The sequence below is a fragment of the uncultured Senegalimassilia sp. genome (assembly GCF_934636665.1).
Classification (GTDB): Bacteria; Actinomycetota; Coriobacteriia; order Coriobacteriales; family Eggerthellaceae; genus Senegalimassilia.
Genome location: NZ_CAKUAT010000015.1, coordinates 1 through 13,533 on the forward strand (window position 1 = coordinate 1; position 13,533 = coordinate 13,533).

11 protein-coding genes are annotated in these 13,533 nt (G+C 61.4%); 2 read left to right on the plus strand and 9 right to left on the minus strand.

All coding sequences use genetic code 11. The annotated features are described in order from the left end of the window. Positions 1 to 1,528: 1,528 nt before the first annotated feature. Complete coding sequence (locus Q0G75_RS06915) at positions 1,529 to 2,965, plus strand: LuxR C-terminal-related transcriptional regulator (protein ID WP_294415950.1); 1,437 nt, start codon at positions 1,529 to 1,531, stop codon at positions 2,963 to 2,965. A gap of 164 nt (positions 2,966 to 3,129) precedes the next feature. Here the strand turns inward: Q0G75_RS06915 and clpB are convergent, their stop codons facing one another. The 9 genes from clpB to Q0G75_RS06960 all read right to left on the minus strand — a co-directional run bounded on the left by clpB (position 3,130) and on the right by Q0G75_RS06960 (position 12,643). Next, positions 3,130 to 5,829, minus strand: coding sequence for an ATP-dependent chaperone ClpB (gene clpB, locus Q0G75_RS06920; RefSeq protein WP_294415951.1), 2,700 nt, complete (start codon positions 5,827 to 5,829; stop codon positions 3,130 to 3,132). A 34-nt stretch (positions 5,830 to 5,863) separates the two neighbouring features. After that, positions 5,864 to 6,262: a MerR family transcriptional regulator gene (locus Q0G75_RS06925; protein WP_042432011.1), complete on the minus strand. Its 399-nt coding sequence runs from the start codon at positions 6,260 to 6,262 to the stop codon at positions 5,864 to 5,866. A 2-nt stretch (positions 6,263 to 6,264) separates the two neighbouring features. Then, positions 6,265 to 7,218 carry a DnaJ C-terminal domain-containing protein gene (locus tag Q0G75_RS06930; RefSeq protein WP_294415952.1) on the minus strand — a complete coding sequence of 318 codons (954 nt, stop codon included), beginning with the start codon at positions 7,216 to 7,218 and terminating at the stop codon, positions 6,265 to 6,267. A gap of 67 nt (positions 7,219 to 7,285) precedes the next feature. Continuing rightward, positions 7,286 to 7,978, minus strand: coding sequence for a nucleotide exchange factor GrpE (locus Q0G75_RS06935; protein ID WP_294415954.1), 693 nt, complete (start codon positions 7,976 to 7,978; stop codon positions 7,286 to 7,288). A 5-nt stretch (positions 7,979 to 7,983) separates the two neighbouring features. Next, positions 7,984 to 9,885 carry a molecular chaperone DnaK gene (dnaK, locus tag Q0G75_RS06940; protein WP_294415956.1) on the minus strand — a complete coding sequence of 634 codons (1,902 nt, stop codon included), beginning with the start codon at positions 9,883 to 9,885 and terminating at the stop codon, positions 7,984 to 7,986. A 525-nt stretch (positions 9,886 to 10,410) separates the two neighbouring features. Beyond that, a complete protein-coding gene (locus Q0G75_RS06945; RefSeq protein WP_042432023.1) occupies positions 10,411 to 10,599 on the minus strand; it encodes a 4Fe-4S binding protein in 189 nt (62 codons plus the stop codon). Between the two features lie 266 nt (positions 10,600 to 10,865). After that, positions 10,866 to 11,888, minus strand: a complete 1,023-nt coding sequence (gene hypE / locus Q0G75_RS06950; RefSeq protein ID WP_294415958.1) for a hydrogenase expression/formation protein HypE — start codon at positions 11,886 to 11,888, stop codon at positions 10,866 to 10,868. Between the two features lie 62 nt (positions 11,889 to 11,950). Next, positions 11,951 to 12,382, minus strand: a complete 432-nt coding sequence (gene nikR / locus Q0G75_RS06955; RefSeq protein WP_294415961.1) for a nickel-responsive transcriptional regulator NikR — start codon at positions 12,380 to 12,382, stop codon at positions 11,951 to 11,953. Between the two features lie 6 nt (positions 12,383 to 12,388). After that, positions 12,389 to 12,643, minus strand: a complete 255-nt coding sequence (locus Q0G75_RS06960; RefSeq protein ID WP_276668447.1) for a hypothetical protein — start codon at positions 12,641 to 12,643, stop codon at positions 12,389 to 12,391. 120 nt (positions 12,644 to 12,763) lie between these two features. Between Q0G75_RS06960 and Q0G75_RS06965 the strand changes: the two genes are divergently transcribed. Next, positions 12,764 to 13,216, plus strand: coding sequence for a hypothetical protein (locus tag Q0G75_RS06965; protein WP_294417912.1), 453 nt, complete (start codon positions 12,764 to 12,766; stop codon positions 13,214 to 13,216). Positions 13,217 to 13,533 lie beyond the last annotated feature (317 nt).

A 13,533-nucleotide genomic window follows, 5' to 3' on the forward strand; every position in this document is an offset into this window, starting at 1 on the left:
AAGCGCTTTCGTGCTTGGCGCAAGATTGAATAATACGCGCCTCCCCGGGCCGTGTCCAGAACTATTTCGCGTTCGGCTTCATCTTCACATTCTGCACACATATGGGGTCCGGAGGGGTCCGAGGGCGGATTTCGGCCTTCCCTATATATGGATGGCCCACGGCGCCCTAGGCAGGGCACGCTGCACTGCGCATCCGCAAGCCGCGGCGGCGGGAGACGGAGCGCGAGGCACGCGGGCGGGCGCGGGGCGCTGCCCGACATGGCAGCGCTCGCGGCGGCGGGACCCAGGGCGTTGGGCAGCATGAGGCGGATGCCGGCAAAACGATTTGCCGCTTCACGCTCTGCCTCTCTGCGTTTGCATGGTCTATATATAGACGCGTCGCAGAGCAATCCCCGAACCCTCAGTGCGCACTTATGGCGCATCGGCAGACTGCGGGGCTTTCGAACGGAAAGCGTTAGCCAGGCCATCGCGACATCTCATGGCGGCGAAGGCTAGCGAATACGACGCAGGACAGAGGGCCCGGCCCGCTTTCCGCATTCGCGATATGCGTTCTCTTCGACTGCGTCGAGAACGCAAAGGGACATTCGACTGGACACAGCAAGGCTTCACGGATCGGAGCATAGAAGGTTGCGGAGCCCTTTTCGCCTATGCGCACAAAATAAGGGGGCTGGATCAACAAACCCCGATTCCTGCTTTGTTCACTGCATAGCGGCAACCCCCCCCTTGCTCAACTCCCAAGCCGCCTTCCGTTTCCTGAACGCAAGAAACGAGAGGCGGTTCAAATGGAGCAAGGGGGGCGTTTGAATATGACTTGCTTTCGAGGAGCGCCCTTGAGACATTGCTAGGCTGAGCTCTTTCGCTCGCGCTGGATTCGCTTTTTCGGCCGAACAGCGTTCGGTGCCGCGATACTGATATACAGATACACAGAAGAGGTTCGGCTCATGCGACCGCTGCCCTCCCCTTGCGCTTGGTTCTCTTCCTATGCCCGTTTATCGCTGCCCGAACATGCTTGCTTATCGGCGATCGAGCCACGCCTTCCTTATCTGAACGGCGGACCCCTGAAAAAGAAGAGGCCCGCGAGAAGGGGACTCGCGGGCCATGGAGGAGATTCGGAAGCAGCGCTAGTGAGGGGGGGTCGCCTGCGCGTTATGGGGATGCGCATGACCGGAGGGGATTGGCCATTCGGCGTTGCGAGCTTCCGCGGATATGCTATCGATTGTCAACGCTCCATCTCTTTCGTCGTATGAGCGCAAGCCGCAAACAGTTGGCGAAACGGCCTCGGCTGAAACTTGGTTTCGGCTAAGACCAAGGTGCGGCTTCGCTCTCGACAACATGGATAGTACGCCGGGTCAGGCAGCCGCGCGCCACCCTTTGGTGGTTATTTTTCGACCCGCTGCACGGTTTTCTTTCCCTACCCGAAAGGGGTGCCTCGGGTATTTCCGCTGGTCAGGTTGTTGTGCTTCTTTTCTTGGAGCGCAAGCTCATTGTTAACCGCGTATGCTACCATTCCCCTGAGAGAAGGGGAGAAATGAAAACTGCAGCATCAGCGAAACCGGAGTCGAACCTCAAACCGTCGAGCGGCAAGCCGCGCTTTAGCGCCAAGATGACCGCATTTGCTTCAACGGGCATAGCGTGTCCGCTGGCTTGGGGCTTTTTAATCAACGCATTCGGAGGAGTAAGTCCCTCCGCCCAGCTTCCCTGGACGTTTTCCTATCTTCTGCTTGCGGTGGCCGTTTTGCTATTCGCCGCCGTTTCGCGCAAAGTGCCGGCGTTTTTCACCTCCCGGACTTCCGCAGCGGTTGCCGGCGCGCTCGGTACGTTCGGGGCGTTGCTATTAGCGCTTACGCTTACCGCAATCCCCTCTCTTTCGCTCCAATTTGCCGCCATGGCCCTATGCGCATGCGTTCTTGGCTGGCTATACCTGCAGTGGGGTACGTTCTACGCGAAGCTCGATTTGCGCCATGCGGTGGTTTACCTGCTGCTGGCTAATATCGGGGGGTCGACGCTGAAAGCGCTCACGCATTTCGTCCCCGTTGGGGTCCAATGCGTGTTCGCCATGCTGCTACCCGTCGCCTCGGTGTGGATGTGCCGCATCGCACTCGCCGGCGTGGAAAACGCCGGCGCGGAGAAGATCGTTATCCGCTTCGACTCCCACAACATGCGAGGGCTATGGAAGGTCGCCGTAACCATCGCCGCATTCAGCTTTGTGACCGCGTTCCTGGTGAGCCGGTTCTCGGGAAACCAATCCCAGGTGCCCGCCATCGACTTTCTGCTCGGGCGTTTGCTGGAAATGGCAATCTCGGGCATCGTGCTGTTCGTGGTAGTGAAGATGAACAGGCCTTTTAACTTCTCGCAATTGTGGCGTATCGCGCTTTTAGTGCTGGCGCTGGACATGCTCAGCCAGACCGCGTTCCCCGAGATGACCGTGCTGCGATGCGTGGAAAGCAGCGCTTGGGACCTTATCGTGCTATTCGCTTGGTTGACTTTATCCGACGTGGCACAGCATTCGAAGCTTCCCGCCCCGTGGGTTTTCGGCATCGGCTGGGCATGCTACACGGCGCCGTTCGCCATCGGCTCGATGATGTCCCCCACGTATTCAGGCGGCGAGCATGACGCCTTGATCGTGGTCGCGTTGATGTTCGTGCTGCTGTTAGCGTCCTCGTTTTGCCTGGAAATGCGCGACCAGGACACGAAGTGGCTGTTTGCGGAATTGCGCGGCGAGCCGGTGAGCGCGCCGGCGGATTACCGAAGCCTCGAGGAGCGCTGCGAGGAGGTTGGCAAGCAGCACAAGCTGACGCCGCGCGAGCTTGAGATCATGCAACTGCTGTGCAAAGGACGCACGAAGGCATACATCGCCGAGACGCTGTACCTGACCGAGAACACCGTGAAGGGTCACACGAAGCATATCTACTCGAAGCTAGATGTGCATAGCAAGCAAGAGCTGCTCGACCTGGTTGAACGCTAAACCCTGCGTCGCCGATGCGGCCGAAGGGCCGATGACGAGAAACGACGACCTCGCATACAAACGAAGAGCGCCTGCCGATGCGAAACTCGGCAGGCGCTCTTTTTCGTTATGCGCTTGCAGCTGCGCCGCGAAAGCCGCGACAACCGCAACGCACGGCCGCTTTGCTAGTCGACCGGCACGGCGTCAAGCTCCAGCGGCGGCTCGACGCGGCACACGTACTCGTCGGTTACCTCGTCGATGTCAATGAGCACATGGCTGCGATCGGGCAGTTTGCCCTCGACGATCTTCTGCGCGATGCGATCGACGATCTCACGCTGCACCAAGCGCTTGCAGGGACGCGCGCCATACACCGGATCGAAACCATCGATGGACAGGTGATCCATGGCGGCGGGCGTGACGTCGAGCGTGACGCGGCGATCAGCCAGACGCTGTCGCACGTCGTTGAGCTGCAGCTCGACGATGGGCTCCATGTTTGCGATGGACAGCGCATGGAACGTGATGACCTCGTCGATACGGTTGAGGAACTCGGGGCGGAAGGTATTGCGAAGCGCATCGTTGATCTTGTTGGACAACTCCGCCAAGCTCTTCGCCGCCGTTTCCACATCGCCCTTCATGACGTTTTCCATGACGTCGCCCATGGTCTCCTTCTGGGCGTTCGCGCTTTCGTATTCGCGAATTGCCTGGGAGCCGATGTTGCTGGTCATGATGATGATGGCGTTCTTGAACGACACCAAGCGACCCTGGCCGTCCGTCAAGCGGCCATCATCGAGCACCTGCAGCAAGATATTGAAGACGTCGGGGTGAGCCTTCTCCACCTCATCGAGCAGGATGACGCTGTACGGACGACGGCGAACCGCCTCGGTGAGCTGACCGCCCTCGTCGTAGCCGACGTATCCCGGAGGGGCGCCGATCAGGCGCTGCACGCTGAACTTCTCCATGTACTCGGACATGTCGATGCGCACCATGGCCTTCTCGCTGTCGAACAGGTATTCCGCCAGCGCCTTCGCCAGCTCGGTCTTACCGACGCCGGTAGGGCCGAGGAACAGGAAGCTGCCGATGGGCTTGTTCGGGTCGGACAGGCCTGCGCGGTTGCGACGAATGGCGCCGGCGACCGCCGAGACCGCCTCGTCTTGGCCGATGACGCGCTCATGCAGCTTGTCCTCAAGGTCGACGAGCTTCTCCATCTCACCCTGCATCATCTTGGACACGGGAATGCCGGTCCAGGTGGACACCACCTCGGCGATCTCCTCCTGCGACACCTCCTCTTTCAGGATGGCACCGTCTTCCTGCTTGTCGTTCAGGGCCTGTTCGGCCTGCTCCAGCTTGTGCTGCAGCTCGGGGATGCGGCCGTAGCGGATTTCGGAGGCCTTCACCAGGTCGCCTTCGCGGGTTGCACGCTCCTCTTCGGTTTGCGCAGCTTCGAGGTCGGCCTTGAGCGTTTGGACATCCTCGATGACGTCCTTTTCGTTCTGCCATTCGGCCTTGCGCTTCGACAAGGAGTCTTTCGCGTCGGCGATTTCCTTGCGCAGGTGCTCAAGGCGTTCGCGGCTGACCTCGTCCGTCTCCTTCATGAGCGCCTGCTCCTCGATCTGCATCTGGGTGAGCTTACGCTCTGCCAGATCGACCTCTTCAGGCATGCTGTCGATCTCGATGCGCAGACGGCTGGCGGCCTCGTCCATGAGGTCGATGGCCTTGTCGGGCAGGAAACGATCGGAGATGTAGCGGTTCGACAGTTCGGCGCAGGCGACGATGGCGGCGTCGGTGATACGCACGCCGTGGTGAATCTCGTACTTCTCCTTCAAGCCGCGAAGGATGGCGATGGTGTCCTCGACCGTGGGCTCGCTGACCATGACCGTCTGGAAACGACGCTCCAGAGCGGCATCCTTTTCGATGTACTTACGGTACTCGTCGAGCGTGGTTGCGCCGATGGCATGCAGCTCGCCGCGCGCCAGGGCCGGCTTGAGCATGTTGCCCGCATCCATGGAGCTATCGCCCGTGGAACCGGCGCCGACGATGGTGTGCAGCTCGTCGATGAACAGGATGATCTGACCGTTCGACTCCTTGACCTCGCGCAACACCGCCTTCAAGCGATCCTCGAACTCGCCGCGGTACTTAGCGCCTGCGACCATGGCGCCCAGGTCGAGCGCGATGACGTCGTGATCTTTCAAGCCGGACGGGACGTCGCCGGCGACGATGCGCTGCGCCAGGCCTTCGACGATGGCGGTTTTGCCGACGCCGGGCTCGCCGATGAGCACGGGGTTGTTCTTCGTGCGGCGGCTGAGCACCTGGATGGTGCGGCGAATCTCCTCGGAACGGCCGATAACCGGATCGAGCTTGCCCTCGCGCGCCTTCTGCGTGAGGTTCTGGCCGTACTGGTTCAAGGCGTCGAGCTCAGGCTTGCTTTGCTGATCGGTGACACGGGTGGAGCCGCGCAAGGAACTGTACGCCTCCTCGACGGTTTTCCCCGTGATGCCGAGGCCGTTGAGCACGCGGCCGGCGTCGCCCTTGTCCTGAGCCAAGGCGATGAGCAGGTGCTCGGTGGTTGCGTAGCTATCGCCCATGCGCTCCGCCGCCTTCACGGCGTTGTCGATGACCTTCATAAGGTTGTTGCTGGGCATGGCCATGGGCATGGTGGAGCCGCTGGCCTTCGGCATGGCGGCGATGGCGGCGTCGACGTTTTGCGACAGCTGCGCCGGGTCGGCGCCGATGCGCTTGATGATAGCGGACAGGTTGTTCTCCGATGCGTCCAGCATGGCCTTGAGCAAGTGAATGGGCTCGATGGTGCTGGATTGCGCATCGCCGGCAACGCCCATCGAGGCCTGGAAGGCCTCCTGAGCGGTAACGGCAAGTTTATCTAATCTCATGCGAACCTCCTTTGAATCGGTTCAACGCATTTGTTTACAAAAGCGAGCTGGGGCGACGGACGACGATCGCCGTGGGCGACTGCACGAGGGAGTTCACGCTTTCGCGCGTTTCCAGCTCGTGCACGCGATCGGCAAGGCGGCGAACCCGTTTGTGCAGGTCGTCGATTTCCTGATCGCGATCGACCAGGCGGCCCTGCAGATCGAGGATGCGGATGACCCCGGCGAGGTTGATACCCTCGCCGGTGAGCTCGTTGATAAGGGACAGACGCTCGATATCCGCCTGCGAGTACATGCGGGTATTGCCGCTAGTACGCTGGGGCGTAACCAGGCCCTTCTGCTCGTACGCTCGAAGGGTTTGAGGGTGCACGCCTGCCAGTTCGGCTGCCACGCCGATCATATACAGGGGCCGGTTGCGATCGTTCCATTCGGGCATGCTTACCAGCTCCTTACGTCATCGGGCGACGCCTCCAAGAACGCCTCCATGGCCTTTTGCTGCTGCGGGTTCATGGACTTAGGAACCTGCACCTTGATGGTGATCTTCAGGTTGCCGTTGCCGGAGCCCTTCACCTTCGGCGCACCTTTACCGCGAACCGACATGACCGTTTGATCCTGGGTTCCGGCAGGCACCTTCACACGCACCTTCGTACCGTCGGGAGCAGGGACGACCACGCTAGCACCCAATGCGGCCTCTGCCACGTTAACGGGCACATCGATGAGCACATCGGCCCCATCCCGCTTGAAGTACGGGTGTTCCTGGATGCGGGTGGTGACCAGCAGGTCGCCAGCCTCGCCACCCGATTCACCAGGTGCGCCCTTGCCGCGGAAGCGCAGACGTCCGCCATCGACGGCGCCTGCAGGGACCTTGACGGTAAGCGTTTCCGAATCGGAGCGACCGGGCACGCGAACCGTGACGCGCTTCTCCGTGCCGGAAAACGCCTCTTCGAACGTGACGTTCAGCGTGACGTTCATGTCCTGACCCTTGCGCGGACGCGGCTGGCGACCCGCAAAGCCGCTGGCGCCGGCGCCGTTGAAATCCCAGTTCGAGCCGAACGCGCCCTCGCCGCGGCGGATGCTTTCGAGGATATCGGCCCAGCTGCCAAAGCCGCCTGCGCCGGCGCCGCCGAAGATGTCATCGACGTTCACGGACCCGCCGCCCCATCCTCGGGGAATCTGATTCTCGTTCGCCGTGCCGTACTGATCGTACAGTTTTCGTTTCTTATCGTCTGACAAGACCTCGTAGGCTTCGTTGATCTCCTTGAACTTGGCCTCGCTGCCGCCCGCATCGGGATGATGCTTGCGTGCTAGCTTTCGGAACGCCTTCTTGATCTCGTCGGTGGTCGCCGTGCGCGGAACGCCCAGCGTTTTGTAGTAATCCGGAGTAGCCGGCATGCGCTCCACCTTCCTTTCTTAAGTAAGCACGAGGGCGGACCATACCGCCCGCCCTCGCAAAAGCTATCTATTCGTCTTCGCTCTCGGGCTTCGGCCTTTTCGGACCGCCCGTGGTGACGGTGACCATTGCGGCTCGGAGAACCTTCGTCCCCATCTTGTAGCCCTTCTGGTACACCTCATGCACCGTCTCATCCGGCACGGATGCATCGTCGACCGTGGCGACCGCCTGACACTCAAGCGCATCGAAAGCCTGGCCAGCAGGGTCGATGACCTGCACGCCGCCGGTTTCCAGCACGTTCACGAACTTGCTGTGCACAGCCTTCACGCCGTCGATCAAACCGGCCTCGCCGTTCTTCTCAGCATAGTCGATGGTGCGCTCGAAATCGTCGATGACGGGCAGCAGCTTCTCGACCAGCTTCTCACCGGCGCGCAGGCGCTCCTGCTCGCGCTGCTCTGCCGTACGACGACGATACGTGTCCCATTCGGCATGCAAGCGCAGATACTTGTCCTGCCAGTCCTTCGCCTCGGCCTGGGCCTTCTCCACCAGCTCGTCGTTGGTGGGAGCCTCTTCGGCCTGAGCCTCGAGCACTTCCTCGGCCTCCGCGACCGCATCGGATGCGACATCGGCTGCCTCGGGGGCGGCACCGCCCTGCTGGGCGGCGCCTTCCTGCTTCACGTCGGACGCTTCGTCCTGGATGGGAATCTGGGTGCCCTGATCCTGCGTTGCGCGCTCAGGCTCGGGCGTGCTCTGCATCGTCATGGCGCTTACTTCCCTTCTTTGTCGTCAACGACCTCGTAGTCGGCCTCGATGGGGCCGTCATCGGGCTGAGCGCCCGCTGCAGCACCGGCCGCCTGATCGGCGCCCTGCTGGCTGTATGCGACCTCGGCCAGCTTGTAACCCGCCTGCTGCAGCTTCTCGGTGGCAGCCTTGATGGCCTCGATATCGGAGCCGGCCAGAGCCGTCTTCGCCTCGTTGATGGCCTCCTCGGCGGCGGACTTGGAGTCCGCAGGCACCTTGTCGCCCAGCTCGTTCAGGGTCTGCTCGGTGGCGTTGACCAGGGCATCGCAGTTGTTGCGGGTCTCGACCTCTTCCTTATGCTTCTTGTCCTCCTCGGCATGAGCCTCGGCATCCTTGACCATGCGGTCGACTTCCTCGTCGTTCAGAGCCGTGGAGCCGCTGATGGTAATCTGCTGCTGCTTACCGGTGCCCAGGTCCTTAGCGGAAACGTTCACGATGCCGTTGGCGTCGATGTCGAACGTGACCTCGATCTGCGGCACGCCGCGACGGGCGGCCGGGATGCCGGTCAGCTGGAACTTGCCCAGCGTCTTGTTATCCTTGGCCATCTGGCGCTCGCCCTGCAGCACGTGGATCTCGACGGAGGTCTGGTTGTCGGCCGCCGTGGAGTACACCTCGGTCTTGCGGGTGGGGATGGTGGTGTTGCGATCGATCATCTTCGTCATGATGCCGCCCATGGTCTCCACGCCCAAGGACAGGGGCGTGACGTCCAGCAGCAGGATGCCCTCGACGTCGCCGGCGAGCACGCCGCCCTGGACGGCAGCGCCCATGGCCACGACCTCATCGGGGTTCACGGACATGTTCGGCTGCTTGCCGGTCATGCGCTTCACCAGCTCCTGCACGGCGGGCATACGGGTGGAGCCGCCGACCAGGATGACCTCGTCGATCTCGCCCTGGGACATGCCTGCGTCGCGCAGCGCCTGCTCAACGGGCTTGCGGCAGCGATCCAGGAGGTCCTTGGTGATGGACTCGAACTCAGCGCGGGTAAGCGTGTAGTCCAGGTGCTTCGGGCCGGTAGCGTCAGCGGTGATGAACGGCAGGTTGATGTTGGCCTGCGTGGTGCTGGACAGCTCCATCTTTGCCTTCTCGGCAGCTTCCTTCAGGCGCTGCAGGGCCATCTTGTCCTTGCGCAGGTCGATGCCGCCGTTGTCCTTGGCGAACTTGTCGGCCAGCCAATCGATGACGCGGTGATCCCAGTCGTCGCCGCCCAGCTGGTTGTCGCCGGCGGTGGCGGCAACCTCGAAGACGCCGTCGCCGAGCTCCAGGATGGACACGTCGAACGTGCCGCCGCCCAGGTCGAACACGAGGATCTTCTCGTCCTTGTTCGTCTTGTCGAGGCCGTATGCCAGAGCAGCTGCCGTCGGCTCGTTGATGATGCGCAGGACCTCGAGGCCGGCGATTTTGCCAGCGTCCTTGGTGGCCTGACGCTGAGCGTCGTTGAAGTATGCCGGGACGGTGATGACGGCCTGCGTGATGGGTGAGCCGACCTGCTTCTCAGCATCGTTCTTCAGCTTCTGCAGGACCATTGCGGAGATTTCCTCGGGCGTGTAGTCCTTGCCGTCGATGTCGACGACGGTGCGGCCGTCCTTGCCTGCCTGCACCTTGTAGCTGACCTTCGCCTGCTCTGCCTGGGTTTCGGCGAAGGAGCGGCCGATGAAGCGCTTGACGGAGGAGACGGTGTTCTCAGGGTTGGTGACGGCCTGGTTCTTAGCGGCCTTGCCGACCACGCGCTCGCCGTCCTTGCGGAAGCCCTCGACGGACGGAGTGGTGCGGTCGCCCTCTGCGTTCACGAGGATCTCGGGCTCGGAGCCCTCCATGACGGCCATGGCGGAGTTGGTGGTGCCAAGGTCGATGCCCAGAATCTTGCTCATATGATTGCTTCCTCTCACTTGGAGTTATGTAACCGAAATCAGGTACTGCGGCTAGGCTCTAAGGGCTTAGCCTTTTTCCAACGATTCGTACTATAAAATCTAAGTCTATGCGTGTCAAGTTATTTACGAATTATAACGTTACGTTTTGTCAACACCAAAATGTCAGATAGGTTGACATTTCTCTATCAAGCTTTTGAGCTGGGGAAACAATGCTCTATTCCGGCAAACGACACCCATACTGGCACCGAATCACGGCTCAACTGGGAATGTGATGCGACTTGTCAGATCTCGGTCACCATGCAATAGGTCCCCGAAAGGCGTTGGACTTAAGACTCCCTCGCCCGCTCAAACGCTGGCGCTGGCGATGCTCTCCCATCTTCGCAGCACACGCTTCGGCCGTCGCGCGCAGATGATCGAAAGTCCGCCTTACAACCCGGCTCTGCCCTGATGACGAACCCCCATACGCAACGAGGCCCTTGCCTATATATAGGCAAGGGCCTCGTTCGATGCGTTCAACGACAGAGGTTACTCTTCGACGACCTCGGGGATGGCGCCCATGGGGCACTCCTCGACGCAGTCACCGCAAGCGATGCAGTTCTCCTCGTTCACGGCCTCGACAACGCCACCGTTGACCTCCAGGACCTCCTGCGGGCAGGCGTCAACGCAAATGCCGCAGCCGATGCACTCGTCAGCCACAATAACCGGATGTGCCATGGTAACTCCTTCTCGTCTATAAGCCCCGGCGAAATGCTACCGGGTCATACCCCAATTAAGCAATGCAGGCACAATACCACTACTGCCGATGATTGCAATACGAATCAGGAAAATACCCGGGGAGCGGTTACGACGACGCTTTCTCAACAACGTTTCACCCACACCGCGACCATCTTGGCGCCGAAATCCGCCACCCGAACACGCAAAAAGCCCCGCTTCCCATAGGGGAAACGGGGCCAAGCCGACCGGTTTTCGCCGCGACGCGTCTAGCAGATGCGCGGCAGCTGCTCGCCCACCAGCATATCCAGGATGCGCGTGCCGCCGAAGGCCGTGCGCAGGAAGACCTTCGAGCCGCGCTCGGGCTGCGCCTCGGACACTTCGCCGATGATTGCGGCATCGGCGCCGTACTTGTTCGCGCGCATGGCCGCAAGCGCCGCGTCGGCGTCCTCGGGGGCGACGACGCACACCATCTTGCCCTCGTTGGCCACCTGCAGCACATCGTAGCCGAGCATGTCGCACGCGCCCTGCACGGCGGGCTTCACGGGAACGGCGTCCTCCTCCACCGTGATGTCGGTGCCGGATTGCGACGCCAGCTCGTTGAGCGTGGAGGCAAGGCCGCCGCGCGTGGGGTCGCGGAAGCAGCGCGTGCCCGGCGCCGCCGCCAGCACCTCGGCGATGAGGTGGTTCAGGGGCGCAGCGTCGCTTTGCAGATCCGCCTTGAACGACAGCGACTCGCGGCAGCTCATGATGGTGATGCCGTGGTCGCCCAACGTGCCGCTGACCAGCACCTTATCGCCCGGCTTGCATTGCGCGCCGCCCAGGTTCACGCCTTCGCGCAGCGTACCAATGCCCGCGGTGTTGATGTACACGCCGTCGCCGTGGCCGCGGTTGACTACCTTGGTGTCGCCCGTGACCAGGTGCACGCCGGCTTCCTTCGCCACTTCGGCCATGCTGGTGCAAATGCGTTTGAGATCCTCGATGGGAAAGCCCTCTTCCAGCACGAAACCGCAGCTCAGATAGCGCGGGGTGGCGCCGCTGGTGGCGACGTCGTTCACCGTGCCGCACACGGCCAAACGGCCGATATCGCCGCCCGGGAAGAAATGCGGCGTGACCACGAAGCTGTCCGTGGAAAACGCCAGGCGCTCGCCTTGCGCCGGCGCGGGCAACACCGCCGCATCATCGCCGCGCAAAAGCTCTTCCCCTGCATAGGCGGCGAAGAACACCTCGTCGATGATGCGTTTCATCATGGTGCCGCCGCTGCCATGGCCGAGCATGACCGTAGTATCCATTGCATTGCTCCTTATATATGTGAACGGCCGCACGGCGTTCGATCCGCACGGCCGACGATCGCTTAATCGTGTTCGTGGTGATGCTCGGCGACGGTGAGCACGAGCTTGCCGTTTTGCACGCCCTTGGTCCCGAGGATGAGGTTCGCGATGCTCTGGACCAGCTCCGTATGACCACGCAACACGATGACCTCCAAGCACATGTGCTCATCAAGATGCACATGCATGGACGACACGATGTTGCCGAAGTACTCGTGCTGGATGGCATGCAGCTTTTCCTGCAGATCGTTTGCGTGGTGGTCGAACACGATGGTCAACGACCCCGCAACCTCGACGCCGGGCATCGCGCACTCGTCCTCGACCAGCGCATCGCGGACCAGGTCTCGCACCACTTCGCTGCGGTTCTTCGCCAGCCCCCGTCGCGACACCAGGCGATCGAAGCTCACCAGCAGGTCCTCGGGCATGGCGACCGAGAACCGCATCAGGTCGTTCGCCATACCGGGCTACACCAGCTCCACCGTAACGCCGCCAGCGGCCTCGGCGTCGTCTTCCAGCGCGTCCTTCGCCTCGTCGAGCAGCGCGCGCACGTCGTCGATGAGCGCCTGCGCCTCGTGCAGCTTCTTGGAGACGGTCTCGTAGCCGGCGTCGCCCGCCTTGTGGCCCAGCGTGTGGGCCCAACGGCGCTCGAGCTTCAAATGGTCGTCGATCTGCTCGATCATCATCTCGAACTGACCGGTGTTAATGCCGTTAGTGCACATAACATCCTCCTTTGTTTCCGCGACGATGGCCTCGCGCCGTTCGCGGCTACTTGCGTTCTTGGTATGATTCGGTTATACGGCGAACGCGTTTCAAGGGCAAGAGCGGGTGTGAAAAAAACCATGAGCGGTAACAAATACGAGGTCGCATTGGATGAAACCTGGGAGTTGTTCGGTCAGTACATGAGCGGCGCCCACGCCGGGCTGTGCTGCGCCATCAGCTCCGAGCCGCTTTCGGAAGCTGCCGAAACAGCGCTGGATAGTTCATTGGCGGCCCTTGGGTACGGGCGCGAAGCGTGCACATACATCGTATCCGCCGACCTTGACCCGCAAGCTCTGTTCGTCCCGATCGAGGGCTTGGACCCGATCTGCATCGTAGCCGCGGACGGCAAAAGCGCCGCGCTCCTCGGGCAAGCGTATCACCTTGCCGTTCCCCCCGGGAAGGCAACCCGCCTGCTTGGCCGCACCGCCGTATCCTTCCTAGACTTCGAATCCCTACTGAAAACGCCCCAAGACAAGCAAATCGCCTGGGCTTTGCTGAAAAAGCTGCCGAAATTCGGGGAAAAGCGGGGATGATCGCGCCAGGCGATTGCGCAAACCGCAAATCAATGGTCGCCTAGCATTTACTTCATCGGAGCCTCGGAACGCAGCAGGCACCCCCGCTTCGATATCCCAAAAAATGACGCAAAGGCCGCGGGGGAGGCGGCCTTTCATCAGACGAGTGAAACGAGGGAGGAGGAGATATCGAAGATACGTTATCTCCAACTGAGAATAGGATAGCAACATGATTGTTCTAGGTCAAGAATAATCTTTGAACTTGTTCTGAACGGTGTTTTATCAGCCACGAGCGCCGCTTTTCTTCGATACGCTCATGTGCACGTGTTGCTTTCGAA

Coding starts and splice junctions, on each gene's coding strand:
- Q0G75_RS06965 (WP_294417912.1), top strand. CDS start 12,764: ATGAGCGGTAACAAATACGAGGTCGCATTGGATGAAACCTGGGAGTTG.
- nikR (WP_294415961.1), bottom strand. CDS start 12,382: ATGGCGAACGACCTGATGCGGTTCTCGGTCGCCATGCCCGAGGACCTG.
- Q0G75_RS06915 (WP_294415950.1), top strand. CDS start 1,529: ATGAAAACTGCAGCATCAGCGAAACCGGAGTCGAACCTCAAACCGTCG.
- Q0G75_RS06945 (WP_042432023.1), bottom strand. CDS start 10,599: ATGGCACATCCGGTTATTGTGGCTGACGAGTGCATCGGCTGCGGCATT.
- Q0G75_RS06935 (WP_294415954.1), bottom strand. CDS start 7,978: ATGACGATGCAGAGCACGCCCGAGCCTGAGCGCGCAACGCAGGATCAG.
- dnaK (WP_294415956.1), bottom strand. CDS start 9,885: ATGAGCAAGATTCTGGGCATCGACCTTGGCACCACCAACTCCGCCATG.
- Q0G75_RS06930 (WP_294415952.1), bottom strand. CDS start 7,218: ATGCCGGCTACTCCGGATTACTACAAAACGCTGGGCGTTCCGCGCACG.
- hypE (WP_294415958.1), bottom strand. CDS start 11,888: ATGGATACTACGGTCATGCTCGGCCATGGCAGCGGCGGCACCATGATG.
- clpB (WP_294415951.1), bottom strand. CDS start 5,829: ATGAGATTAGATAAACTTGCCGTTACCGCTCAGGAGGCCTTCCAGGCC.
- Q0G75_RS06960 (WP_276668447.1), bottom strand. CDS start 12,643: ATGTGCACTAACGGCATTAACACCGGTCAGTTCGAGATGATGATCGAG.
- Q0G75_RS06925 (WP_042432011.1), bottom strand. CDS start 6,262: ATGCCCGAATGGAACGATCGCAACCGGCCCCTGTATATGATCGGCGTG.